A 14,445-nucleotide genomic window follows, 5' to 3' on the forward strand; every position below is an offset into this window, starting at 1 on the left:
TCGTTATCCGTTCATCGCAAGGAGCGCATCATGACGACCCCCTCTTCCCGTACTCATACCATCAACCCGCTTGGCACCGACGGGTTCGAGTTCGTCGAGTACACGGCGCCCGATGCCAAGGGCATTGATGCCCTCAAGGCGCTGTTCGTCTCCCTGGGTTTTGCCGAAGTGGCCAGGCACAGGCACAAGCAGTGCTGGCTCTATCGCCAGGGGGACATCAACTTCGTGGTCAATGCCGAGCCCCACTCCCAGGCGGAGGAGTTCGCCCGGGCCCACGGCCCGAGCGTCTGTGGCATGGCGTTTCGGGTGGCGGACGCGGGCCTGGCCCAGCAGTACGCTATTGCCCAGGGGGCCAAGCCCTTCGTCGGCAAGATAGGCCCCATGGAGCTCAACATCCCCGCCATCTACGGCATCGGCGAGAGCACCCTCTCCTTTGTCGACCGCTATGGCGAGCGAGGCTCCATCTATGATGTGGACTTCGTCTTCTACCCCGACTGGCAGACGCGCATGGCCGAGGTGGATGCGGGGCTCTATGAGATCGATCACCTGACCCACAACGTCCATCGCGGCAACATGAACCTCTGGTCGAATTTCTACGAGCGGATCGGCAACTTCCGCGAGATCCGCTATTTCGACATCGAGGGCAAGCTGACCGGGCTGCATTCCCGCGCCATGACGGCGCCCTGCGGCAAGATCCGCATTCCCATCAACGAGTCGGCGGACGACAAGTCCCAGATCGAGGAGTACCTGCGCCAGTACAAGGGGGAGGGGATCCAGCACATCGCGCTCGCCTCCGCCGACATCTATCAGACCATCCGCACGCTCAGAGGGCGGGGGACCGGCTTTATGCCGACCCCGGACACCTACTACGAGAAGGTGGACAGCCGGGTGGCGGGGCACCAGGAGGATCTGGCGGCGCTGAAAGAGTTGCGCATCCTCATCGACGGCTCGCCGACGAAGGACGGCATCCTGCTGCAGATCTTCACCGACACCGTGATCGGCCCCGTATTCTTCGAGATCATCCAGCGCAAGGGCAACGAAGGCTTTGGCGAGGGCAACTTCCAGGCATTGTTCGAATCCATCGAGCTGGACCAGATCCGCCGTGGCGTGCTGGATGGCGCCGAGCAGGGCCAGAGAAAGGGAGAACCTAACGATGCGTAACTGGATAAGCTTCCCCCATCGGGAGGGGACCCACTCCCGCCAGGCCCATGCCGATCTGCCGGAGCAGGCCATCTACGAGCGCGAGCTGGGGCGTTCCGGCTTCTTCGGCCCCGCCACCCACATGCACCACAAGCACGCCCCCACCGACTGGAGCAACTGGGAGGGGCCGCTGAGGCCGCGGGCCTTCGATCTCAACGAGCTGCAGGAGGAGGTGAGTTCCCTTTCCCCCTGGGTGATGCCGGACATCCTCAGCAATCCCCACTGCCGCTACCGGATCTGGCGCCTGCATGAGCCCATGCCGTTCCTGGTGCGCAACGCCGACGGGGACGAGCTGCTGTTCATCCACGAGGGGGGCGGCGAGTTCTACTGCGACTACGGCCATCTCACGTTGAAAGATGGGGACTATGTGGTGATCCCCCGTGGCACCATGTGGCGCATCGAGCCCACAGCCCCCTTGTTCATCCTGATGATCGAGGCGACGGACGACAGCTACCAGCTGCCGGACAAGGGGCTGGTGGGCAACCACGCCATCTTCGATCCGGCGGCACTGGACGTGCCCGCCATCAACGAGCGTTTCCTGGCTCAGCAGGACGAGAACCCCTGGTCGCTGCAGATCAAGCGCCACAACCAGGTCTCGGTCGTCACCTGGCCCTTCAACCCCCTGGATGCCCAGGGCTGGCACGGGGACTTGTGCGTGGTGCGCCTCAACTGGCGGGACATCCGTCCCCTGATGAGCCACCGCTACCATCTGCCCCCCTCGGCCCACTCCACCTTCGTGACGAGCCGCTTTGTCATCTGCACCTTCGTGCCGCGCCCCATAGAGAGCGATCCCGGCGCCTTGCGGGTGCCCTTCTATCACAGCAACGATGATTTCGACGAGGTGCTCTTCTACCACGCCGGGGACTTCTTCAGCCGGGACAACATTGAGCGGGGCATGGTCACCTTCCACCCCGCCGGCTTCACCCACGGCCCCCATCCCAAGGCGTTTGCGGCAGGGCTGGCCCATGCCAAGACCTTCACCGACGAGGTAGCGGTGATGCTCGATACCCGGGACGCCCTGGCCGTCGGCCAGATCGGCGAGAAGGTCGAGAACCTCCAGTATGTCTCCAGCTGGCAGCGGCCAGAGACCAGCGGCAAATAAGGAATTCCACATGAAATTGGCAACCCTGAACAACGGCAGCCGCGACGGCGCCCTGATGGTGGTGAGCCGGGATCTTTCCCGCGCCGTGCGCGTGCCGGCCATCGCCCCCACCCTGCAAGGGGCTCTGGACGCCTGGGACGAGGTGGCGCCACGACTGGCAAGCGTCTATCAGGCCCTCAACGACGGCACCTGCCCGGATGCCTTCCCCTTCGATGAGGGGGCCTGCCTCTCCCCGCTGCCCCGCGCCTACCAGTGGCTGGATGGCAGCGCCTACGTCAACCACGTGGAGCTGGTGCGCAAGGCCCGCGGCGCCGAGATGCCGGACAGCTTCTGGCACGATCCCCTGATGTACCAGGGAGGCTCGGATACATTCCTGGCTCCGCGCGGTCCCATCGTCATGGGTTCCGAGGCGTGGGGCATCGATTTCGAATCGGAAGTGGCCGTCATTACGGACGACGTGCCCATGGGGACGAGCCCGCAAGAGGCGGCCGGCCACATCAAGCTCTTGATGCTGGTCAACGACGTGAGCCTGCGCAATCTCATCCCGGGGGAGCTGGCCAAGGGGTTCGGCTTCTTCCAGTCCAAGCCCTCCAGCAGCTTCTCGCCGGTGGCCATCACCCCGGACGAGCTCGGCGGCGACTGGCGCGATGGCAAGGTGCACCTGCCCCTGGTGACACACCTCAACGGCGCCCTGTTCGGGCAGCCCAACGCTGGGGTGGACATGACCTTCAACTTCTATGAGCTCATCGCCCACGCCACCAAGACCCGGTCCCTCGGAGCGGGCTGCATCATCGGCTCGGGTACCGTCTCCAATTACGACAGAAGCCTTGGCTCCTCCTGCCTTGCCGAGCTGCGGATGCTGGAAATTATCGAGTCGGGTCAAGCCACTACACCCTTCCTGCGCTTTGGTGATACAGTGTCCATCGCGATGCAGGATCGCAATGGACTGAATCTGTTTGGCACCATTTTGCAGCGGGTCATGCCGGCGGACGCCAGCCAGACGCAGTGAGAGGATCGGCGGGGACAGGGGCTGGCGAGCGGCAGGTGTCCTTGCTCCTGCCAACACAGGGACAGACTATGTTGCAGTTGTTTGGATATTGGCGGTCATCGGCAAGTTATCGGGTGCGGATCGTGATGCAGCTCAAGGGGCTCGATTATGAGCAGCATCCGATCAATCTGCGGCAGGGAGAGCAGCGGGAGAAGGCCTATCGCCGGATCAACCCCCAGGGGCTGGTGCCGTTTCTGGTGGACGGCGAGGTGCAGGTGGGTCAGTCGGTGGCCATCATGGAGTACCTCGACGAGACCTACCCCGCCCACCCCCTGATGCCGTCCGCCCCCGAGGAGCGGGCCAGGGTGCGCCAGATAGTCAACATGATCGCCTGCGACATCCACCCCCTCAACAACCTGCGAGTGCTCAACTATCTGGAGGAGGTCTTCAGGGTGGGCAAGGAGCAGGAGGCCAGCTGGTATCGCCACTGGATCGACGAGACCTTCACCGCGCTGGAGCAGCTCTTGATGACCACGGCCGGGGTCTACAGCGTCGGCAACGAGGTGACCCTGGCGGATTGCATGCTGGTGCCCCAGGTCTACAACGCCCGCCGCTTCAACATGACCCTGGACGACTACCCCACCATCAACCGTATCGTCGCCAACTGCGAGCAGCTGCAGGCCTTTATCAAGGCCGCCCCCGCCAATCAGCCAGACGCCCAGCCCTGATTTCACCTCCGTGATAAACAACAAACACCCCGCACCGTCAGGCGACCGTGCGGGGTGTTTGGATCATGGCCGGGGCTTGTCAGCTGCGAACCTCCTGGCGCTGGAAGAAGGCGATGAACTTGCCGAATTTCGCCTCATCATAGCTCTTCTCCTTCTCCAGCAACCCGGTGTTGAAGGATTCCAGCAGCTTGCCGCGGGCGTCCAGCACGTAGAAGTGGGGCACCCCCAGATACTCGGGATAGGCCTTGAGGAAGGATTCGTTCTTGTTCTGCTCGCTGACGTTCACCTTGACCACCACGAAGGTGCGGTTGAGCTGGCTGGCAAGATCCGGCTCCCGGTCCAGAAAGCGGTTCATCTCCTGGCACCAGCTGCACCACTCGCCCCCCACCAGCAGCAAGACCTTTTTGCCCTCTTGCTGCGCCCTGGTAGTGGCGGTGGCCAGATCTTTCGCCGGATCCCGCGTCGCGTCATAGCCCTGGCTGTAATCGGGCAGGCCCCTGGCCCAGAAGTGCTCGTCCGCGCGGGCGGCGCCGTTGAACAGCAGGGTGCCCAGCACCAGGGGCAATAGCAGGTGTTTCATGGTCTCTTCCTTGTGTCGTTATTGTTTGGCTTCCAAGCAGCAACAATGTGACACGAACGACCCCCTTCGCCAAGCGGCAAGCGGGGAGGGGGAAGGCAAAAAGCAGAAATGGAATGGCAGAAAACAACAAAGCCCCTCGAGAAGGGCTTTGTTGTGTGGTTGGCTGCCGGTTCGCGGCGTTGTCAGTAGCTCTGCTGGTGGACGTCCATCACGGCGCGGCCTGACGGGTCGGCCATCTCCTTGAACTTGGCATCCCATTCGAGCGCCGTCGGGGTGGAGCAGGCGACGGACTTGCCGTAGGGCACGGTGCGGGCGGCGGACTCCAGCGGGAAGTGCTCGTCGAAGATGGCGCGGTAGTAGTAGGCCTCCTTGGTGAGCGGGGTGTTGATGGGGAAGCGGAACGCCGCCGCCTCGAACATCTGATCCGTCACCTCTTCCTCGACCATGGCCTTGAGGCTGTCTATCCAGGAGTAGCCCACGCCGTCGGAGAACTGCTCCTTCTGGCGCCACGCCACCTCGTGGGGCAGCAGATCCTCGAAGGCTTCCCGCAGGATGTGCTTTTCGATCTTGCCCTTGCCACACATCTTGTCGGCGGGGTTGAGGCGCATCGCCACGTCCATGAACTCCTTGTCGAGGAAGGGCACGCGGCCCTCCACGCCCCAGGCGGCCATGGACTTGTTGGCCCGCAGGCAGTCGTAGAGGTGCAGGGCGGACAGCTTGCGCACCGTCTCCTCGTGGAACTCCCGGGCGTTGGGCGCCTTGTGGAAGTAGAGGTAGCCACCGAACAGCTCGTCGGAGCCTTCGCCGGAGAGCACCATCTTGATGCCCATCGCCTTGATGTAGCGTGCCATCAGGTACATGGGCGTGGAGGCGCGGATGGTGGTGACGTCATAGGTCTCGAGGTGATAGATGACGTCCCGCAGGGCGTCCAGCCCCTCCTGCACGGTGAAGTGGATCTGGTGGTGGATGGTGCCGAGGTGATCGGCCACCTTGCGGGCGGCGGCCAAGTCCGGCGAGCCTTCCAGGCCGACGGCGAAGGAGTGCAGCTGCGGCCACCAGGCCTCGCTCTTGTCGTCATCCTCGACTCGGCGGGCGGCATAGAGCTTGGTGATGGCGGAGATGACGGACGAATCCAGCCCGCCGGAGAGCAGCACGCCGTAGGGGACGTCACACATCAGCTGGCGCTTGACCGCCGCTTCCAGCGCGGCTTTCAGCTCGGCCTTGTCGCTGACGTTGTGCTCGACTGCGGCGTACTCCATCCAGTCGCGCTTGTACCAAGTTTTAAGTTCGCCATCCTTGCTCCAGAGGTAGTGTCCCGGCGGGAAGGTCTCGACGCTCTTGCACACCGGCACCAGGGCCTTCATCTCGGAGGCGACGTAGAAGTTGCCGTGCTCGTCGCGGCCGGTGTAGAGGGGGATGATCCCCATGTGGTCGCGACCGATAAGATACGCATCCTGCTCGGCGTCATAGAGGATGAAGGCGAAGATGCCGTTGAGATCGTCCAGGAAGGCGGGGCCCTTCTCTTTGTAAAGGGCCAGCAGCACCTCGCAGTCGGAGTGGGTCTGAAACTGGAAATCGACCTTGAGGTTTCTCTCCAGCTCCTTGTGGTTGTAGATCTCGCCGTTGACGGCCAATACGTGGGTGCGCTCGGGGTTGTAGAGCGGCTGGGCGCCGTTGCCCGGATCGACGATGGCCAGGCGCTCGTGCACCAGGATGGCCTTGTCGGAGCTGTAGACGCCGGACCAGTCAGGCCCGCGGTGACGCAGTCGCTTGGACATCTCCAAGGCCGATTTGCGCAGAGTGGCGGAGTCGGTCTTGATGTCCAGAATGCCGAAAATAGAACACATTGGCGGTAATCCTCTTGATTTTTATATGAGCCCCCCACGTTTGGGCTCGAAATTCCATTTACATTCCTCGCCAATCACAATGCCTAGCGGAAAACCCTTTTGCAAGCGGGAAAACCGCAGAAAATCATGCCGTAAGCGTCAAGCCGTGCCAGGGGATGGTCACCGCACGGTCGCCCGGAAAAGGGAACAAGGTTGACGTGCGCGTCAGGTCGCGGCGGGTTCGAAGATCACATAGAGCTTGCGACAGGCCACCAGGGTCTCCCACTCGCCGACGAAGCCCGCCGGGATGACGAATTGATCGCCCGGCTTGAGGTGCAGCTGGCCACCCTGACCGTCGTGGATCCGCGCCTCCCCCTCCAGCAACTGGCAATACTCGTGCTCGGTGTAGTGCACGGCCCAGCGGCCCGGCTCGCAGGCCCAGAAGCCCACGTGAAACTGCTGGCTCGGGTCCGAGTAGTGATTCCACAGGGTCTGGCTCGGGTTGCCGGCCCGGATCCGCTCGGGGGCGGGCATCAGCGGGGTGGGGGAGACGGTGTGCTGGTCCAGCAGGATCCAGTCGTTCAGGCTCTTCATGGTGCGTCCTTGCGGTGGCGAGGGGAGCATCCTGCTCCCGTTTAGTTTGTTTAACAATGTTGCGGTTACGTTAAACGAAACGGGCCCCCTTTGCCAAGGGGGCCCGTGTTGTGCGCTCGCCGCCCGGGGGCGGGGCAGGGGATCAGACGATGTCGATGTCGACCACGGAGTCGAAGATGTGGTTCGGTCGAAACGGCATGCGGTCGATGTCCGCCACCTTGCTCACCCCTGAGAGCACCAGCACCGTCTCGAGACCGGCCTGGAAGCCCGCCAGTATGTCGGTGCGCAGGTTGTCGCCGATGATGATGGTGTCGTCGGAGTGGGCCTCCATCCGGTTGAGCGCCGCGCGGATGATCCAGGCGCTCGGCTTGCCCACGTAGAAGGGCTTCTTGCCGGTCATCCGCTCGATGGGGGCGCACAGGGCGCCGCAGGCCGGGTGCATCAATGGGCCGTGGGTGTCCGGGTTGGTGGCGATGAAGCGGGCCCCCTGATCCACGAACTTGGCCCCCAGCTGCATCATGGACCAGTTGTAGTTGCGGGTCTCCCCCACCACCACGAAGTCGGGGTCGATGTCGGTGATGGTGAAGCCCGCCTTGTAGAGCTCGTGGGTCAGGGCCCCTTCGCCGATCACATAGGCCTTCTTGCCGTCCTGACGCTTGAGGAAGTCGGCGGTGCCCATGGCGGAGGTGTAGAAGCACTCCTCCGGCACCTCGATGCCGGCGGAGCGGAAGCGGTTTTGCAGATCTTTCTGGGTCTGGGCCGGGTAGTTGGTGAGAAACAGCAGCTTGCTGCCCTGCTCCAACAGGCGATGGACGAAGCGATCGGCACCGGGTACCAGATCGTTGTTGTGCAGGATGACGCCGTCGATGTCGCAGATGACGCTTTTTTTCATGGGGACTCCTTGTGTAGGCGCAAGAGGCGGCGGAACGTTGCGCCAACCCTCAAGATCTTCAAATAGTTATGTTGTTTTTTGTGACGCCATTATAAGGCGCTTTGATGACAAGTCTCCCCCGGCGCGCCAGATGGGTGCACAATGGAAGACAAGGGAGGGCGCCGCCCCGGTGGTGCCCGCACAGGATCTGACGATGGAGCCGTCATCATGGAGCACTTTATTGCCGGCTTGCCCAAGCTGGAACTGCACCTGCATATCGAGGGCACCCTGGAGCCCGAGCTGATGTTTGCCCTTGGCCAGCGCAACGGTGTGACCCTGCCCTGGCCCGACGTGGCGAGCCTGAGGGCCGCCTATGAGTTCGACTGTCTGCAATCCTTCCTCGATCTCTACTACCTGGGGGCCAGCGTGCTCGTCACCGAGCAGGATTTTTTTGACCTCACTTGGGCCTATCTGGAGCGCTGCGCAGCCGACAAGGTGGTGCACGTGGAGATCTTCTTCGATCCCCAGACCCATACCGCCCGCGGCATTGCGTTCGAGACGGTGCTGGGGGGCATAGAGCGGGCGCTGCAGGAGGCGGAGCGGGTGTTCGGTATCAGCTGGCGCCTTATCATGAGCTTCCTGCGCCACCTGAGCGAGGAGGCGGCCTTCGCCACGCTGGCAGAGGCAAGCCCCTTCCTCTCCCGCATCCACGGCTTCGGTCTCGACTCGAGCGAGCTCGGCAATCCGCCCGGCAAGTTTGCCCGGGTCTTTGCCCGCTGCCGGGAGCTGGGGCTGCCGGTGGTGGCCCACGCCGGGGAGGAGGGGCCGGCGGCATACATCTGGCAGACCATACGGGAGCTTGAGGTGAAGCGCATCGATCACGGGGTGCGCTGCAGCGAGGATCCCGAGCTGCTGAGCTTCCTGGCGGATACCCGGCTGCCGCTCACCGTCTGCCCCCTCTCCAACGTGCGGCTCAAGGTGTTTGACGAGATGGCGCACCACAACGTGCTGATCCTCCTGGAGCAGGGGCTCTGCGTCACCGTCAACTCCGACGATCCCGCCTATTTCGGTGGCTACCTGACGGCCAACTTCCAGGCGCTGGTGCAAGCGCTCGGCGCCAGCCGGGAGCAGCTCTGCCGCCTGTGCCTCAATGCGGTGGAGGCGAGCTGGCTGAGCCTGACGGACAAGGTGCGCCTGACCCGGGACATTCGCCAGCATGCTGCGTTGCACGGGGTGAGCCTGCACTGAGCCAGGCGCCGATGAAGATGAGAGGCAAAGAGGTCCGCCATGACTGGCGGGCCTCTCTCTTGTCAGCCTCGGCGGCGGGCCGAGCGGGTATCAGGCCACCCGCACCAGAAACTTCTCCCCTTGCCCCTCGCGCTTGAGACGGTCGAGCAGGGCGGGCAGTGCCTCGAAGTCGCCGATCACCAGCGGCGGCAAACCGAGCTCGCCGCTCGCCATCTGCGCCATCATGGCGACCCCGGCCGCCACCAGACGGCTCCACTGCCGGTCGGTGCCGAAGGCGTGCTGGGCCCCGAGCGCAATCTCGTGCAATGAGTGGCAGTGGGCAAAGGGGGGCTGCGGGTTGCTGGCGATGCGCCCGAGCACAGTCACCATGTGGCCATAGTAGCCCAGGGCCGGCAACAAGGCTTCAGCCTGCTGGCTGGAGACCAGATCGATGATCCCCTCGAACGGTTCCCCTCCGTTGGCGGCCTGCAGCTGGGCCAGCCAGTCGTGCTCGCGATAGTCGGCGACCCCTTGCACCCCCAGCTGCCTGAGCCAGCCATGGTGACGGTGGCTGGCGCTGGCAAAGACCCGTGCCCCCTGCCTGAGCGCGAGCTGCACCGCGAAACGCCCCACATTGCTGCCTGCCCCCGTGATGAGCAGCGCCTCCCCGTGTAGGCGCGGCAGCTTGGCCAGCGCCTGCCAGGCGGTGAGGCCGGGGCAGGGCAGTGCGGCGGCGGCCTCGTCGCTCAGGGCATCGGGCACCGGCAGCAGGGCGCGGGCCGGCACGCAGCCGTGGTGGGCGAAGCTGCCGCCGTGGCGCAAGTCGGTGTGATAGGCGACCCGGGTGCCGAGGCGCAGATGGCTGACGTTGGCGCCCAGCGCCACTATGGTGCCCATGCCGTCGACGCCTGGCACATGGCCTGGCTGCCACTGGGGGTGGCCATGCTCGATGAGTTTCCAGTCCACCGGGTTGAGGGCGATGACCCGATTGGCGATGAGGACGTCGTTGGCCCCGGGGACGGGGAGCGCTTGCCGGGTGAGGGTGAGCTGGCCCGGCTCGCCGGGGGCGTGCCAGCACCAGGCCTGGGTATGGCTCATGGTGACTCCTTGTTGGATGAGGGGGGATCCCCTGATTGAATAAGGTAGCGCGACAACACCATTCTCCATGGTTGCAGTCACAAGACAGCGAGGCGGGCCCCCGCTGGTGGGGCCCGCCCGGGCTGTCGGTCGTCTCTGCGAACTGGCCGCCTCAGGCCTGCGCGGCCTCATAGGCGGGATAGTCGGTCAGCCCCTTCTCGCCGCCACCAAACAGGGTGGCGGGATCGTGGGGCGCGAGGGGGTAGCCGTGGCGCAGCCGGTTCGGCAGATCCGGATTGGCCACGAAGGGGCGACCGAAGCCTATCATGTCGGCCCAACCCGCCGCGAGGGCGGCGCGAGCCCGCTTGCCGTCGTACTTGCCCGCGTAGATGAGGGTGTTGGGGAAGGCGTCCCTCAGCCCCTGCTTGAAGCTCTCCGCCATCAGGGGCGCATCGTCCCAGTCCGCTTCGGCCACGTGCAGATAGACCACGTCGAGCTGGCCCAGCAGGCGGGCGGCGGCCAGGTAGGTCTCCTGGGGATTCGCATCCACGGTGCCGTTCAAGGTGGTGAGGGGGGCCAGGCGCACGCCAACCCGATCTGACCCGATTTCGCGGCAGACCGCCTCGGTCACCTCTTTCAGGAAGCGCAGCCGGTTCTCCAGGGAGCCGCCGTAGCCATCGGTGCGGGCGTTGGACTCGGAGTCGAGGAACTGGTTGATGAGGTAGCCGTTGGCGGCATGCAGCTCGATGCCGTCGAAACCGGCCTCCATGGCGTTGCGGGCTGCCCGGCGGAACTGGCCCACCACGGCGTCGATATCGGCCTGGGTCATGGCGCGGGGCGTGACCGTCTCGACAAACCCCGGAGCATCGCTGCCGTTGTCGACAAACACCCGTACTCCTTTCGCCTGGATGGCGGAGGCGGAGATGGGCTGGGCGCCGCCGATGTTGTCGGGATGGGTGACCCGGCCCACGTGCCAGAGCTGGGCGAAGATGGTGCCCCCCTTGGCGTGGACGGCATCGGTCACCCCCTTCCAGCCCGCGATCTGTTCAGCGCTGTGGATCCCCGGGGTCCAGGCATAGCCCTTGCCCATGGGATCGATCTGGGTGCCCTCGGAGATGATGAGGCCGGCCCCGGCGCGCTGGGCGTAATAGGTGGCCATCATGGCGTTCGCCACGTCGCCGGGCTGGCTGGCGCGGGAGCGGGTCATGGGGGGCATGACGATGCGGTTGGCAAGGTGCAGCTGGCCGAGGCGCAGGGGGCAGAACAGGTTGTCGTGGCTCATGGTGAACTCCTCATCTTGGAATGGAGGAGACTCTAGAGGGGATGGTCGTTGTGAAAAAGAGGGGGTATTGCAGAAGAGAATTGCCGTTTTCACAGCAATGGGTCGAACTCCCCGGGGTGTCGCCATGAAAAAGAGGGCCGGCGGCCCTCTCTTCATGTCATTGCCGTCGGGGATCAGGGGGCGAGCGGCGTGACCCGTACCCGCTCGATGCGGCGCTCGCTCACGCCCATGACCTCGAAGCAAAACCGGCCGAGCTGCAGCTGCTGGCCCACCTCGGGCAGGCTGCCGAAGTGGGAGAGCAGCATGCCCGCCAGGGTCACGTACTCGTCGCTCTCGCTCACCAGGCCGTCGCAATTCAGGGTCTGCTCGACCTGATGGATGTTGGTGCTGCCGTTGATGAGCCAGCCGGCGCCGTCGATGACCACGTCCGGGGCCTCGTCCTCGTCCGGCAGCTCGCCCACGATGGCCTCCAGCAGGTCGTGGGTGGTGACCAGCCCCTGGATGACGCCGAACTCGTCCGCCACCAGGATGAGGCTGCCGCGCGCCTGGCGCAGCTCCGCCAGCAGCCGGATCACGTTGATGGTCTGGGGCACGATGACGGGATCGTTCTGCCTGGCCAGCTCGGCGAGGGACTGCCCCTCGTTCAGGGCAAACAGCAGATCCCGGGCCTTCACCACCCCGATGATCTCGTCCAGCTCCCCGTCGCAGACCGGGAACAGGCTGTGAGGGGCCCGCTGCAGCAGGGCGCGGATCTCCTCGGCGCCGTCGTTCACGTCGACCCACTCCATCTCGGCCCTGGGGGTCATGATGGTGCGGATGGAGCGCTCTGCCAGGGAGAGCACGCCGCTCACCATGTAGCGCTCCTCCTCACCGAAGCCGGGGGGCAGGGGCGCATCCTGCTCCTCTTCCTCGTCCTCCTGCGGGTGTGCCGAGCGCTTGTTGCCCCCCATCAGCTTGAAGATGGCGGCCGTGGTGCGCTCGCGCAGGGGCTGGCGGGCCTCATGGCGCAGGGCGCTGCGCTGGGCCAGCTGGTTGAAGAACTCGATGAGCACCGAGAAGCCGATGGCCGCATAGAGGTAGCCCTTCGGAATGTGGAAGCCGAAGCCTTCCGCCACCAGGCTGAAGCCGATCATCAGCAGGAAGCTCAGGCAGAGCACCACCACCGTGGGGTGGGCGTTGACGAAGCGGGTCAGGGGCTTGGAGGCGAGCACCATCACCACCATGGCGATGGTCACGGCCGCCATCATGACGCCGAGGTGATCCACCATGCCGACGGCGGTGATGATGGAGTCCAGGGAGAAGACAGCATCCAGCACCAGGATCTGGGCGATCACCACCCCAAACCCGGCATAGACGCCAGTCGCGCCCTGCTCCTCCGGCCTGGCCTCGAGCCGCTCGTGCAGCTCTGACGTCGCCTTGAACAGCAGGAAGAGGCCTCCCCCCATCAGGATGAGATCCCGCCCCGAGAAGGGGTGATCCCAGACGTGCAGAATGGGGGTCGTGAGAGTGACCAGCCAAGACATCACGCTGAGCAGCCCCAGGCGCATCAGCAGGGCCAGCGACAGGCCGATGATGCGCGCCCTGTCCCGCTGGGCGGGGGGCAGCTTTTTCACCAGGATGGCGATGAAGACCAGGTTGTCTATCCCGAGAACGATTTCCAGGATGATCAGGGTAAGCAGACCGACCCAGATAGAGGGGTCCAGCAGAAATTCCATATCATAAACCTCAATGAAGACAGATGCAGTGAATCGCGGTCACGGCAAGGACGCCGTGGTGACAGGGGCGTTCGCTTCAGAGGCGTTGGTTGAGCAGGTACAGATAGGCTTTGATGGGAAAAGACGAAGGGCTACTTCGGGGATTGTCCATGATGGGCAATAAAACCTCGGGTCAAAAGTGAGCCCTGATGATAGCGGTTGGCACCGTTTTGGCAAGAGGGAACCCAGGAAGATGTGATGACAGGGGGAGGCGGCGGATGACCTCCCCCTCAGGGGCATTACAGCCAGCGTTTCTCGCGGGTGAAGCAGACCGAGAGCCAGGCATCCCCCAGGGTGTCGCCGAGGCGGGACCAGAGCTCCTGGCGCAGGGCGTCCTGGCGTTCGACGGGCCACTCCTGGCCGGGGGCCACCAGAATGTTGAGTTCGAGATCGAAGCGGCGGCCGCTTTTCGCCAGGTGGCTGTAGCACTCGATCCCATGGCGCAGGCGCAGGGCCTCGACTTCGCTGGCCACCAGCCGGGAGACATCCCCCTTGGGGGCAATCTTCAGCACTTCCCGCAGGTTGCGGCCCAGCACCTTGATGGGAATGAGGGTGGCACACAGGGCCAGCAGCGAGACCAGCACCGGGTCTATGAAGCGGTTGTAGTGGCCGTAACCCAGGGTATCGAGCCCGATGGCGACCAGGAAGCCGATGAGCAGGGTGGCGCTCAGCAGGGTGTCCACCAGCCACTCCTTGGAGTCCACCCGCACCAGCTCGGAGTCGACCCGCTCGGCCACGTCGGCCTCGATGAGATAGAGGATGCCGCAAAAGAAGGTGGAGACGACGGCATAGATGAGGGCGTGGCCGAGGTCTATTTCCCGTCCGCCCGCCAGCAGGGTGGTGAGGCCGTTGTAGAGTGCCGCCAGACAGAGCAGCAGAATGATGGCGCCGTTGATGACGTTGGCGATGGGTTCGAAGTGGGCGTAGCCGTACTGGAAGCGGGCGTCTGAGGGGCGGGTGACCAGGTAGGCGGTGATGAGTCCGAGGCCCGTCATGCCCATGCTGAACAGGGTGAAGATGCCGTCGAGCATGATGGCGTTGGAGCCGACGAAGAGGCCATAGCCGATGCCGAAAATGGCAAAGGTGATGCAACCAAACAGCGACAGGGTCAGCGCCTGTTTTTCGGTGCGGATCAGCGTACTGATAACATGGCTGTGATTAGCCATAAGAGTCCTCCTTTCAAATGGTGAAGATTGCGCGCGCAAGCGGTTTTCTA

13 protein-coding genes are annotated in these 14,445 nt (G+C 64.3%); 5 read left to right on the forward strand and 8 right to left on the reverse strand.

All coding sequences use genetic code 11. The features are described 5' to 3' along the window. Nucleotides 1-30 precede the first annotated feature (30 nt). The 4 genes from hppD to maiA all read left to right on the forward strand — a co-directional run bounded on the left by hppD (nt 31) and on the right by maiA (nt 4,018). Nucleotides 31-1,161: a 4-hydroxyphenylpyruvate dioxygenase gene (gene hppD / locus AB5Y72_RS04070; RefSeq protein WP_325782986.1), complete on the forward strand. Its 1,131-nt coding sequence runs from the start codon at nt 31-33 to the stop codon at nt 1,159-1,161. After that, nucleotides 1,154-2,302 carry a homogentisate 1,2-dioxygenase gene (locus tag AB5Y72_RS04075; RefSeq protein WP_325782985.1) on the forward strand — a complete coding sequence of 383 codons (1,149 nt, stop codon included), beginning with the start codon at nt 1,154-1,156 and terminating at the stop codon, nt 2,300-2,302. Before hppD ends, AB5Y72_RS04075 begins: the two co-directional genes overlap by 8 nt. 10 nt (nt 2,303-2,312) lie before the next feature. Further along, nucleotides 2,313-3,311, forward strand: a complete 999-nt coding sequence (locus AB5Y72_RS04080) for a fumarylacetoacetate hydrolase family protein (protein WP_325782984.1) — start codon at nt 2,313-2,315, stop codon at nt 3,309-3,311. A 68-nt stretch (nt 3,312-3,379) separates the two neighbouring features. Continuing rightward, entirely contained in the window at nt 3,380-4,018 is a 639-nt protein-coding gene (gene maiA, locus AB5Y72_RS04085) for a maleylacetoacetate isomerase (protein WP_209792753.1), read from the forward strand. Nucleotides 4,019-4,097: 79 nt separating this feature from the next. On the opposite strand, the gene AB5Y72_RS04090 is transcribed toward maiA, so the two are convergent. The 4 genes from AB5Y72_RS04090 to AB5Y72_RS04105 form a co-directional block, all read right to left on the reverse strand. After that, entirely contained in the window at nt 4,098-4,598 is a 501-nt protein-coding gene (locus tag AB5Y72_RS04090) for a thioredoxin family protein (protein ID WP_325782983.1), read from the reverse strand. Nucleotides 4,599-4,780: 182 nt separating this feature from the next. Next, nucleotides 4,781-6,445 carry an asparagine synthase B gene (gene asnB, locus AB5Y72_RS04095; RefSeq protein WP_325782982.1) on the reverse strand — a complete coding sequence of 555 codons (1,665 nt, stop codon included), beginning with the start codon at nt 6,443-6,445 and terminating at the stop codon, nt 4,781-4,783. Nucleotides 6,446-6,649: 204 nt separating this feature from the next. After that, entirely contained in the window at nt 6,650-7,018 is a 369-nt protein-coding gene (locus AB5Y72_RS04100) for a cupin domain-containing protein (RefSeq protein WP_325782981.1), read from the reverse strand. Between the two features lie 142 nt (nt 7,019-7,160). Continuing rightward, a complete protein-coding gene (locus AB5Y72_RS04105; protein ID WP_052816355.1) occupies nt 7,161-7,910 on the reverse strand; it encodes an HAD-IIA family hydrolase in 750 nt (249 codons plus the stop codon). A gap of 207 nt (nt 7,911-8,117) precedes the next feature. Between AB5Y72_RS04105 and AB5Y72_RS04110 the strand changes: the two genes are divergently transcribed. Continuing rightward, nucleotides 8,118-9,137: an adenosine deaminase gene (locus tag AB5Y72_RS04110; RefSeq protein WP_325782980.1), complete on the forward strand. Its 1,020-nt coding sequence runs from the start codon at nt 8,118-8,120 to the stop codon at nt 9,135-9,137. Nucleotides 9,138-9,227: 90 nt separating this feature from the next. On the opposite strand, the gene AB5Y72_RS04115 is transcribed toward AB5Y72_RS04110, so the two are convergent. From AB5Y72_RS04115 to AB5Y72_RS04130, 4 genes are all read right to left on the reverse strand, one after another. Further along, nucleotides 9,228-10,214, reverse strand: a complete 987-nt coding sequence (locus AB5Y72_RS04115; RefSeq protein ID WP_325782979.1) for a zinc-binding dehydrogenase — start codon at nt 10,212-10,214, stop codon at nt 9,228-9,230. Nucleotides 10,215-10,365: 151 nt separating this feature from the next. Beyond that, on the reverse strand, nt 10,366-11,475 hold the full coding sequence (locus AB5Y72_RS04120; RefSeq protein ID WP_325782978.1) for an alkene reductase: 1,110 nt from the start codon (nt 11,473-11,475) through the stop codon (nt 10,366-10,368). Between the two features lie 173 nt (nt 11,476-11,648). After that, the gene (locus tag AB5Y72_RS04125) at nt 11,649-13,190 is read right to left on the reverse strand and encodes a TerC family protein (RefSeq protein ID WP_368198622.1); all 1,542 of its coding nucleotides are present in this window, start codon (nt 13,188-13,190) and stop codon (nt 11,649-11,651) included. 278 nt (nt 13,191-13,468) lie between these two features. Then, nucleotides 13,469-14,395: a cation diffusion facilitator family transporter gene (locus tag AB5Y72_RS04130; RefSeq protein WP_042078827.1), complete on the reverse strand. Its 927-nt coding sequence runs from the start codon at nt 14,393-14,395 to the stop codon at nt 13,469-13,471. Between the last annotated feature and the right edge of the window lie 50 nt (nt 14,396-14,445).

Source organism: Aeromonas sp. R7-4, from assembly GCF_040908055.1.
In the GTDB taxonomy this organism is placed as follows: domain Bacteria; phylum Pseudomonadota; class Gammaproteobacteria; order Enterobacterales; family Aeromonadaceae; genus Aeromonas; species Aeromonas sanarellii.